Raw genomic sequence first — 10,643 nt, 5'->3', positions numbered from 1 at the left:
GGTCAAAGTCAAGAACGATGATCTGCTGACCGAACAAGCTGCCGCCGTAGTGCGCTACCAAGGTGGCCACAACGCTGGCCACACCCTGGTGATCGACGGCGAAAAAACCGTCTTGCACCTGATCCCGTCGGGCGTGCTGCGCGAAGGCGTGCAGTGCCTCTTCGGCATCGGCGTGGTGGTTGCACCTGACGCCCTGCTGCGCGAGATCACCAAGCTGGAAGAGAAAGGCGTACCGGTGCGCGAGCGCCTGCGTATCAGCCCGTCCTGCCCGCTGATCCTGTCGTTCCACGTGGCGCTGGACCAGGCCCGTGAAAAGGCCCGTGGCGAGTTGAAGATCGGCACCACCGGTCGCGGCATCGGCCCGGCATACGAAGACAAGGTTGCACGTCGTGGCCTGCGCGTTGGCGATCTGCTCAACATGCCGCGCTTTGAAGACAAGCTGCGTGAGCTGGTGGATTACCACAACTTCATGCTGGTTGGTTACTACAAAGAGCCTGCCATCGAGTTCGAAAAGACTCTGGCCGAGTGCAAAGAATACGCTGAGCTGCTCAAGCCGCTGATGCTCGACGTCACTGCCGAGCTGCACGACCTGCGCCGTGCCGGCAAAGACATCATGTTCGAAGGCGCCCAGGGTTCGTTGCTCGACATCGACCACGGCACCTACCCGTACGTGACCAGCTCCAACACCACCGCTGGTGGCGTGGCGACCGGTTCGGGCGTTGGCCCGATGTTCCTGGACTACATCCTGGGCATCACCAAGGCTTACACCACTCGCGTTGGTTCGGGTCCATTCCCGACTGAGCTGTTTGACGAAGTCGGCGCCCACCTGGCCAAGCAAGGTCACGAGTTCGGTGCTACCACCGGCCGTGCCCGTCGTTGCGGCTGGTTCGACGCCGTTATCCTGCGTCGCGCTATCGATGTGAACAGCATCTCGGGCATCTGCCTGACCAAGCTGGATGTACTCGACGGCCTGGAAACCATCAACATCTGCGTCGGCTACAAAGACGCGCAAGGCAACTCCGTTGCCCCGACTGACGCTGACAGCTACGTAGGCCTTCAGCCTGTGTACGAAGAAGTGCCGGGCTGGACCGAATCGACCGTGGGCGCGAAAACCCTGGAAGAGCTGCCGGCCAACGCCCGTGCCTACATCAAGCGCGTCGAAGAGTTGATCGGCGCGCCGATCGACATTATTTCGACGGGCCCGGATCGCAACGAAACCATCGTTCTGCGTCATCCGTTCGCTTGATAAGTCGTTGATGTAAAAACACAAAGGCCCCTTAATCGGGGCCTTTGTCGTTTATGCCTGTTGGACGGCATGACCTTTGCTGTGAATCTCCCTACAAGAGTGCCATCAAATTAATGGCGTCAGAAGTAGAGGTATTCACAGTGTCGGCCGTTCTCTCACTGTTACAAAGCCGTTTGTTGCGGCCTGTATTCGTTACCCTTGGTATCGCCCTTTTGGTGCAGGTGTTGGTGGCGGTCGCCCTGACACGGAGCACCGTCACGGCGCTGGAAGCTGATCTGGCTGTACGCCTGGGTGCCGACAGCCAAAAGCTCTCCGGCGAACTGGAACAGGCCGGGCGGGAAGTCACTTCGAGCCTCGACAGCTTGTCCACCAGCACCCGTCAACGTCTGACGGCCGGTCTGTCCTCGCGTCTGAAGGACGAGCAGGTGCAGCTACGTGCGACGCTGGAAAAGGATCTGAAGGATTCGGCCAATGACATGGCGCAGCTGCTGGCCTCCGTCGCACCTCGGGCGATGTGGGACAGTGACGTGCCGACGCTGTCCGAGTTTGCCCGTCGTGCCCAGCGCAACCCCAATGTGCTGTTCGTGGTGTACGACGACGCCACCGGTCAGCACCTGACCCGTTACCTCAACCGCGAAAACCCGATCAACAAGGCTTTGCTGGAAAAAGGTCAGGGTGAGCGTGCGCTGGACAAAGTGCTGGATGCGGCGAAAAACGATCCGTCGGTTTACTACCTCGAAGCGTCGATCAACCCGAATGGCGTGGAAATCGGCAAAGTGCTGATGGGCGTTTCCACGGCCTCTGTGGAAACCGATCTGGCCGCGCTCGACAAACGTTTCTCGGCGCTGATTGCCAGCAGTGATCAACTGGTCGGCGATAGCCTGAAAGGCGCCGCAGCGGACAGCGCCACGGCCATGCAGGCGCGTCTGCAATCGGCGCAATCAAGTGCGGCGCAGATGAAGTCCAATACCGCCAGCACCGTTCAGGAAGCGGCGGCCACCCTGCGCTGGCGGATCGGTCTGGGTCTGGCGCTGGTCGGCTGTGGTGTCTTGCTGTTGCTGGCGGTGGTGCTTGGGCATCGCGTAGTCAATCGCTTGAAGATGCTCAACGTGGCGATGGACGATCTGGCGGCGGGCGAGGGCGATCTGACCAAGCGTGTGCAGATCAACAGCAAGGACGAAATCGGCGACATGGCTGCGGCAGTCAACCGCTTTGTGGATAAGTTGCAGCCGATCGTGCGCGAGGCGGGTGATGTGGCCCAGCGTACCGGTGTCGAAATTGGCGCGATGACCCTGCGCAATGCCGGCGCTGATGCAGCGGCAGGTATGCAGCGTGATGAAGTGGCGGAAAGTCTGCGGGCGCTGTCGCAAATGGCTGACGAGGCGCAATCGGAAAGTCATGCGATGCAGGCGGCGTTGAAGCAGGTTGTGGATATTCGCCAGGCGACTGACGAAAATACACGCACGTCGGCCAAGGTTGGCAGTTTGATCGAAGCGCTGGCAGGGCAGGTCGATACCGGAGCGAAAGTCATTGAGCGGCTGGCGCAGCAAAGTGAGCAGATTGAAGTGGTGTTGACGGTGATTCACGGGATCGCCGAGCAGACCAACTTGCTGGCATTGAACGCAGCCATCGAAGCGGCAAGGGCGGGCGAGACCGGACGTGGTTTCGCCGTGGTCGCGGACGAGGTGCGGGCGCTGGCCAGCAAGACGCAAAGTTCGACTGGCGATATTCAGGCGCACATCGTCGCGTTGCAGCAAGGCGCGCGCGAGGCAGTGGAAGCGATCGGTCAGGCCGGACGTCAGGCCAGCGAAGGTTTGCTGGTGCTGCGCGACAGTGCGCGGCTACAACAGTCGGTACAGGCCTCGGTCGAGCAGGTGCATGCGGCGATTGGTCTGGCGACGCAGGCCGCTGCGCATCAGGCGCAAGGCGCTCAGGCTGTGCGTGGGCGGGTCGAGACGATTCATGCCCAGGCCGAAAAAGCGGCTCAAGCGGTGGTGGAAACCACGGCGAGTGGCAAGGTGCTGGATGGTCTGGCGGCGCAACTCAAGGCGAGTCTGGGGCAGTTCAGGGCTTGATGTTGTTTTAGCAGGCCCCTTCGCGAGTAGGCTCGCTCCCACATTGGAATGCATTTTTCCTGTGGGAGCGAGCCTGCTCGCGAAAACTATTTCAGCGGCTCAAATACATCCGAGTCGTAAGCAAATACACAGGCAATCCGGAAACCAAAATCAACAACGCTGCATAAGGCGCCGCCGCCGCAAACTCGACATTCGCGGTATGTGCCCAGACCTCGGTCGCCAACGTATTGAGACCAGTCGGACTCAGCAGCAAAGTAGCGGTCAATTCCTTCATAGCATCCAGAAACACCAGCGCAAATGCCGCACCCAATGCCGGGAAGATGATCGGCAGCGTCACCCGGCAAAATGCCGTGAACGACGATGCACCCAGTGTACGCGCGGCCTCTTCCAGTTGCGGTGCAGCCTTGTTCAGCGCGGTACGAATCGGCGCCTGAGCCAGTGGCAGAAACAGCAGCGCATAAGCGATCAGCAGCAGCCCGGACGTCTGATACAGCGCCGGCACATAATGCAGGGCGAAATACACCAGCGTCAGCGCAATGACCAGTCCCGGCAGCGCATGCAGCAGATACGGCAGACGCTCGGCCCATATCGCCAGTTGGCCTTTGTAACGCACCACCAGCAGCCCGACCGGCACCGCCAGCAGCAGGCAAAGCGCTGCGCCACCCAGTGACAATGCCAGTGACGAAAGTAGCGCTTCAGTGATTGCGGCAACCGGGAAGGCCGCCGAGGAACCCACTGCAAGCCAGTAGGCCAGCATCCCCAGCGGAATCCCGCTGCCGACAATCGCCAGCATCAGGCAATACAACTGACCGACAGCGGCCCACGTCCCCAGCCGAACTTGCTCGGCCTGGCGCGCCGCACCTTGCCCGGTGCGCACATGCCGGCCCTTGCCGCGCACGCGCAGTTCCAGCCACAGCAGCACCAGACATAGCGCCAGCAGCACCGCAGACAACATCGCCGCGTTGGCGTTGCTGAATTCCAGTTCGAATTGCTGGTAGATCGCGGTGGTGAAGGTTTGCAGGCCGATGATCGACAGCGCGCCGAATTCCACCAGCATGTGCAAGGCAATCAGCAGCGAGCCGGCCAGCAGCGACGGCCAGAGCAGCGGCAGGGTGACGCGGAAAAACACGCCCCAGCGGTTTTGGCCCAGCGTGCGGGCGGATTCTTCAAGGGAGGGATCAAGATTGCGCAGGGTTGCTGCAACCGGCAAAAAGATCAGCGGATATTTCGACAGGCTCATCACCAGAATCGCCCCGCCAAGTCCTTCGAACTGCGCGCTCAACGAAACCCAGGTGAAGCTGCTGACGAACGCTGGCACGGCGAACGGCAGGCACAGAATCACGCCCCATAGACGCCGGCCCGGCAAATTGCTGCGTTCCAGCAGCCACGCCAGCGACAGGCCAATCACGCCGCAAGTGAGTGTCACGCCCACCATCAACGCCAAGGTGTTGCGCAGCAGGCCGAAAACATACGGGCGCCACAACAAGTGCAGCGCCTCGGCCCAGCCCGCCTGCCAGGCCTTGAGTCCGACATACGCCAGCGGCAACAGGCTCAGCACCACCAGCAGCAACACTGGCAGCACCAGCCAGACTGACGGGCGTTTGCGTCGTGGCACGTAACCCCCGCGCGCGGCGGGGGCGGATAACGATGCGGTCATCAGTTCAAGCCAACTTCGCGTTCCAGATCCAGCGCTTCTTCGGCGTTGCCCAGATCCGCCGGAGTGACATTCGGTGCTTCCAGCTCACTGAACGGCTTGAGTCCGCGATCCGACTCCATGCCTTTATGCAGCGGATATTCGGCGGTGGTCTGAGTGATCACGCGCTGACCTTCTTCGCTGGCCATGTAGGCAAGGAATTGCTGGGCTTCTTTGGGGTGTTTGCTGGATTTCAGCACGGCTGCGCTGGACACGGTGATCAGGCCGCCAACGTCACCACCGGTGAAGTAATGCAGTTTCGAATCAAGTTTGCCTTTCTCGCGTTGCAGGGCGAACCAGTAGTAGTTGTTCACCAGGACGGTGGCGACTTCGCCGTTTTCCACAGCCTTGAGCGCGACCATGTTGTTGCTGTAGGTCTTGCCGAAGGCGCGCAGCCCGGTCAGCCATTCTTCGGCGGCGTCGCGACCGTGCATCTTGATGATCGCTACAGCTTGTTCCTGGAATGCGCCGCTGGTGGGCACGAAGCCGACCTTGCCTTGCCACTTCGGATCGGAGAACTCCATCACCGATTTCGGCAGATCTTTTTCATCGACCAGTTTTGGGTTGTAAGCGACGACTCGAACCCGCGCGGTGACGCCGATCCAGGTGCCATTGCCGGCCACGTATTTCTCTGGCAAAACCGCCAGTGTGGCGTCATCGGTCCTGGCCAGCAGGCCTTGCTCGCCAAGGTTATTCAGCGGTGGGGATTCTTCGGTGTAGATCACATCGGCAGGGGAGCGGTCGCCCTCTTCGATGATCTGGCTGGCGAGCTGGTTGCTGCTGCCCTTGCGCACATTGACGTGAATGCCGGTCTTGGCTTCGAAGGCTTTGGCGATCGCGTCGCCGACTTCCTTGTGCTGGCCGTTGTAGAGAGTCAGGGAAACCGCATCGGCAGCCTGGGTGAGGGGAGTGGCGAGCGCCAGGCCGAGGAGGGTGAAGGTCAAGCCTCGGCGCAGGGTATTTCGAAACGTCATTCGCAGGGTTCCTCACTGTCGCATTGCAAAAACTTGCAACAATGATAAACGATATTGTTTCTCAAGTGCGCCTTGCGGGCTAGGGCGGGGTCTGGTACGGCGAATTGCGCTGGCTGTGTAGGAGCAGCCTTCGGCAGGGGGAGTGGTGTATTTTCGGAAGCCGGAAATGCAAAAACCCGCTTTCGCGGGTTTTTGTGAAACTCAACGTCGTAACCTTGAGTTTGAATTGGTGCCCAGAAGAAGACTCGAACTTCCACGACCGTAAGGTCACCAGCACCTGAAGCTGGCGTGTCTACCAATTTCACCATCTGGGCATTCATCGCGAGCGTTGCCGCTGTTGATGTGGCGCACTATACGGAGCGCTTTTTGATCTGTAAACCCCTGATTTAATTTTAATAATCCGATTTTAACAAATCCGTTTCTTAGAATGCAAAAAACCCGCTTTCGCGGGTTTTTGTGTGAGTTCTGAAACTGTTCTAGTCTCAAACTCGAAATTGGTGCCCAGAAGAAGACTCGAACTTCCACGACCGTAAGGTCACCAGCACCTGAAGCTGGCGTGTCTACCAATTTCACCATCTGGGCAGTATCGGCAACGCTTGTGCGTCGTCGATGGCGCGCACTATACGGAGCGTCTTTTTAACTGTAAACCCCTGTCGTCAATTTTTTTGGTTTTTTTTTACCAACGGTGTTCAAAAGTGCTTTCAGGCGTCGATACAAGGCTTCAGATGGGCCTTATATAGTCGGAAATTTCCCGTTTGATGGCGCCTATGCCAAACTAACCCGCATATAGACAAGGTGAAAACTCTCTAATGGCCGATTGGCAGTCCCTCGATCCCGAGGCCGCTCGTGAAGCGGAAAAATATGAAAACCCTATTCCCAGCCGCGAACTGATCCTGGCGCATCTCGCCGATCGGGGTTCGCCTGCTGCCCGCGAGCAACTGGTCGAAGAGTTTGGTCTGACCACAGAAGACCAGATCGAAGCCCTGCGTCGCCGTCTGCGCGCCATGGAGCGCGACGCTCAACTGATTTACACCCGTCGTGGCACTTATGCGCCGGTGGATAAACTCGACCTGATCCTCGGCCGCATCAGCGGTCACCGGGACGGCTTCGGCTTCCTGGTGCCGGACGACGGCAGCGATGACCTGTTCATGAGCCCGGCGCAAATGCGCCTGGTGTTCGACGGCGACCGCGCATTGGCGCGTGTTTCCGGTCTCGACCGTCGTGGTCGCCGCGAAGGCGTGATCGTCGAAGTGGTGTCGCGTGCTCACGAAACCATCGTCGGTCGCTACTTTGAAGAGGGCGGCATCGGTTTTGTTGTCGCGGATAACCCGAAGATTCAGCAAGAAGTGCTGGTCACGCCGGGCCGCAACGCCAACGCCCAGATCGGTCAGTTCGTAGAAGTGAAGATCACCCATTGGCCGACGCCGCGCTTCCAGCCGCAAGGCGACGTGGTCGAAGTGGTCGGCAACTACATGGCGCCGGGCATGGAAATCGATGTTGCCCTGCGCACCTACGACATTCCGCACGTCTGGCCTGAAGCCGTTTTGAAAGAAGCGGCCAAGCTCAAGCCGGAAGTCGAAGAGAAAGACAAAGAGAAGCGCGTCGACCTGCGCCATCTGCCGTTCGTCACCATTGACGGCGAAGATGCCCGCGACTTCGACGATGCGGTGTATTGCGAAGCCAAACCGGGCAAGCTGCGCCTGTTCTCCGGCGGCTGGAAGTTGTACGTGGCGATTGCCGACGTTTCCAGCTACGTGAAGATCGGTTCGGCGCTGGACAACGAAGCGCAAGTGCGCGGCAACTCAGTGTACTTCCCCGAGCGCGTAGTGCCGATGCTGCCTGAGCAGCTGTCCAACGGCCTGTGCTCGCTGAACCCGCACGTCGATCGTCTGGCCATGGTTTGCGAGATGACCATCTCCAAGTCCGGCGAAATGACCGACTACTGCTTCTACGAAGCAGTGATCCATTCCCACGCTCGTCTGACTTACAACAAAGTCAGTGCGATGCTGGAAACGCCGAAAATCACCGAGGCGCGTCAGCTTCGCGGTGAGTACAACGACGTTCTGCCGCACCTCAAACAGCTGTATGCGCTGTACAAGGTTCTGCTGGCGGCCCGTCACGTACGTGGCGCGATCGATTTCGAAACGCAGGAAACCCGAATCATCTTCGGTACCGAGCGCAAGATTGCGGAAATTCGTCCGACTACCCGTAACGACGCACACAAGCTGATCGAGGAGTGCATGCTGGCCGCCAACGTGGCCACCGCTGAGTTCCTCAAGAAGCACGAAATTCCTGCGTTGTACCGTGTCCACGATGGTCCGCCACCGGAGCGTCTGGAAAAGCTGCGCGCCTTCCTCGGCGAGCTCGGCCTGTCCCTGCACAAAGGCAAGGACGGCCCGTCGCCGAAGGACTATCAGGCGCTGCTGGCGAGCATCAAGGACCGTCCGGATTTCCACCTGATCCAGACCGTGATGCTGCGTTCGTTGAGTCAGGCGGTGTACAGCGCCGACAATCAGGGCCACTTCGGCCTGAATTACGAAGCCTATACCCACTTCACCTCGCCGATCCGTCGTTATCCGGACCTGCTCACGCACCGCGCGATTCGCAGCGTGATCCATTCGAAACAGGACACCCCGCACGTTCGTCGTGCCGGTGCGATGACCATTCCGAAAGCGCGTATCTATCCGTACGACGAAGCGGCCCTTGAGCAACTCGGCGAACAGTGCTCGATGAGCGAGCGCCGTGCCGACGAAGCGACCCGCGACGTAGTGAACTGGCTCAAATGCGAGTTCATGAAGGATCGTGTGGGCGAATCGTTCCCGGGCGTGATCACTGCGGTGACCGGTTTTGGCCTGTTCGTCGAGCTGACAGACATCTATGTCGAAGGCTTGGTGCACGTCACCGCGCTGCCGGGCGATTACTACCACTTCGATCCTGTGCATCACCGCCTGGCGGGCGAGCGCACCGGTCGCAGCTTCCGTCTCGGCGATACCGTTGAAGTTCGCGTCATGCGCGTTGACCTCGACGAGCGCAAGATCGATTTCGAGATGGCGGAAAAAACCATCAGCGCGCCAATCGGCCGCAAGAAGCGTGGTGCTGAAACCGCTGCTCCAGCCACCAAGGCTGTGGAAGAAAAGGCCCCGGCAAAAACTGCCAGCCGTCGTCCAGCCAAAGAGAAGGCTGTCGAAGCCTATCGCCCAAGCGATGCCGTGGCGAAAAACGCCGAGCTGCGTAAAAGCCGTGAGATGAAGAAAGCACTGCTTTCCGATGCCAAAAGCGGTGGTAAAGCGGCGTCTGGGGGAAAGACCGGACGGTCGGCGCCTGAAAAGGCCTCCGGCGGCAAGCCAGCCAAACCGAGCAAACACCGTAAAGGCCCGCCAAAAGCGGGTTCTGCTCCAGCCAAAAGTGGCGGGGCGCGTAAACCGAAGGCGAAGTCATGAGTCAGTTGGAAAAAATCTACGGCGTTCACGCGGTAGAAGCGTTGCTGCGTCACCACCCGAAACGCGTCAAGCAGATCTGGCTGGCCGAAAGCCGTAACGATCCGCGCGTGCAGACCCTGATCGAACTGGCCAACGAGAATCGTGTCCAGGTCGGCCAGGCCGAGCGTCGCGAAATGGACGCCTGGGTTGAAGGCGTGCACCAAGGCGTGGTTGCGGACGTAAGTCCAAGCCAGGTCTGGGGCGAGGCGATGCTCGACGAGCTGCTCGATCGCACCGAAGGCGCGCCATTGTTGCTGGTACTCGACGGCGTGACCGATCCGCACAACCTCGGTGCCTGCCTGCGTTCGGCGGATGCTGCCGGTGCGCTGGCGGTGATCGTGCCGAAAGACAAGTCGGCCACCCTGACCCCGGTGGTGCGTAAAGTCGCTTGCGGCGCGGCGGAAGTGATTCCGCTGGTTGCCGTGACCAACCTGGCGCGTACTCTGGAAAAGCTTCAGCAGCGCGGTCTGTGGATTGTCGGCACGGCGGGTGAGGCCGAGGTCAGCATTTATGATCAGGACCTGACCGGCCCGACCATCCTGATCATGGGCGCCGAAGGCAAAGGCATGCGTCGCCTGACCCGCGAGCACTGCGACTATCTGGTGAAGCTGCCGATGGCCGGTAGCGTCAGCAGCCTTAACGTGTCCGTGGCGACCGGTGTGTGCCTGTTTGAAGCGCAGCGTCAGCGTGGCGCCAAAGCCAAGGCTGCTGCCAAAAAATCCTGATCTGCAGCAACTCCCCCGTAGGAGTGAGCCTGCTCGCGATAGCGGAGTAACATTCAGCACTAAAGTTGAATGTTGCGCCCTCATCGCGAGCAGGCTCACTCCTACATTGTCTTGTGGGGTGGCATCAATCGGTGATTGTTCAAATAATCACCAATTGCCTTGCACCTCTTCTATCCCTTCTCTACAATTGCGCCCCTTGCTGTGACGGCAGGCACGCATGTGCCCCGCTTCGGCAAGTCCATAAGTGTCATTCACTCCTTGTCTGACCGTTTTTGAGCGGCAGGCTACAACCCGTAAGGAGCATTCATGCGTCATTACGAAATCATCTTTTTGGTCCACCCGGATCAAAGCGAGCAAGTCGGCGGCATGGTTGAGCGTTACACCAAGCTGATCGAAGAAGACGGCGGCAAAATCCAATTTTTTTTTTTTTGGGGACGTCGTATATTTTCAT

Annotated in this window: 7 protein-coding genes and 2 tRNA genes; 5 read left to right on the top strand and 4 right to left on the bottom strand. The window is 59.5% G+C overall.

All coding sequences use genetic code 11. The annotated features are described in order from the left end of the window. On the top strand, positions 1–1,246 hold a 1,246-nt coding region (locus ACIOWE_RS28815), incomplete at its 5' end, for an adenylosuccinate synthase (RefSeq protein WP_401398301.1). A gap of 140 nt (positions 1,247–1,386) precedes the next feature. Then, positions 1,387–3,321 carry a methyl-accepting chemotaxis protein gene (locus tag ACIOWE_RS28810; protein ID WP_401398299.1) on the top strand — a complete coding sequence of 645 codons (1,935 nt, stop codon included), beginning with the start codon at positions 1,387–1,389 and terminating at the stop codon, positions 3,319–3,321. A gap of 91 nt (positions 3,322–3,412) precedes the next feature. On the opposite strand, the gene ACIOWE_RS28805 is transcribed toward ACIOWE_RS28810, so the two are convergent. The 4 genes from ACIOWE_RS28805 to ACIOWE_RS28790 all read right to left on the bottom strand — a co-directional run bounded on the left by ACIOWE_RS28805 (position 3,413) and on the right by ACIOWE_RS28790 (position 6,570). Continuing rightward, positions 3,413–4,978, bottom strand: a complete 1,566-nt coding sequence (locus tag ACIOWE_RS28805) for an ABC transporter permease (RefSeq protein WP_401398297.1) — start codon at positions 4,976–4,978, stop codon at positions 3,413–3,415. Continuing rightward, a complete protein-coding gene (locus ACIOWE_RS28800) occupies positions 4,978–5,988 on the bottom strand; it encodes an iron ABC transporter substrate-binding protein (protein ID WP_401398295.1) in 1,011 nt (336 codons plus the stop codon). Before ACIOWE_RS28800 ends, ACIOWE_RS28805 begins: the two co-directional genes overlap by 1 nt. A 227-nt stretch (positions 5,989–6,215) precedes the next feature. Continuing rightward, positions 6,216–6,302, bottom strand: a tRNA-Leu gene (locus ACIOWE_RS28795). Positions 6,303–6,483: 181 nt separating this feature from the next. Continuing rightward, positions 6,484–6,570, bottom strand: a tRNA-Leu gene (locus ACIOWE_RS28790). A gap of 227 nt (positions 6,571–6,797) precedes the next feature. Here ACIOWE_RS28790 and rnr point away from each other — a divergent pair. From rnr to rpsF, 3 genes are all read left to right on the top strand, one after another. Next, positions 6,798–9,428 carry a ribonuclease R gene (rnr, locus tag ACIOWE_RS28785; RefSeq protein WP_401398293.1) on the top strand — a complete coding sequence of 877 codons (2,631 nt, stop codon included), beginning with the start codon at positions 6,798–6,800 and terminating at the stop codon, positions 9,426–9,428. Further along, the gene (rlmB, locus tag ACIOWE_RS28780; protein ID WP_201235766.1) at positions 9,425–10,192 is read left to right on the top strand and encodes a 23S rRNA (guanosine(2251)-2'-O)-methyltransferase RlmB; all 768 of its coding nucleotides are present in this window, start codon (positions 9,425–9,427) and stop codon (positions 10,190–10,192) included. Before rnr ends, rlmB begins: the two co-directional genes overlap by 4 nt. 306 nt (positions 10,193–10,498) lie before the next feature. Further along, positions 10,499–10,643 (top strand): 30S ribosomal protein S6 (gene rpsF, locus ACIOWE_RS28775; protein WP_401398303.1); only part of this gene is annotated, 145 nt, incomplete at its 3' end.

The sequence above is a fragment of the Pseudomonas sp. NPDC087598 genome (assembly GCF_044743525.1).
GTDB lineage: Bacteria > Pseudomonadota > Gammaproteobacteria > Pseudomonadales > Pseudomonadaceae > Aquipseudomonas.
The sequence above is the reverse complement of the archived record's forward strand: the minus strand, read 5'-3'. Positions and strand labels throughout refer to the sequence as shown.

What these genes read in the sequence shown, in the direction of transcription:
- rnr (WP_401398293.1), top strand. Translation starts at nt 6,798, where the DNA reads ATGGCCGATTGGCAGTCCCTCGATCCCGAGGCCGCTCGTGAAGCGGAA.
- rlmB (WP_201235766.1), top strand. Translation starts at nt 9,425, where the DNA reads ATGAGTCAGTTGGAAAAAATCTACGGCGTTCACGCGGTAGAAGCGTTG.
- ACIOWE_RS28800 (WP_401398295.1), bottom strand. Translation starts at nt 5,988, where the DNA reads ATGACGTTTCGAAATACCCTGCGCCGAGGCTTGACCTTCACCCTCCTC.
- ACIOWE_RS28805 (WP_401398297.1), bottom strand. Translation starts at nt 4,978, where the DNA reads ATGACCGCATCGTTATCCGCCCCCGCCGCGCGCGGGGGTTACGTGCCA.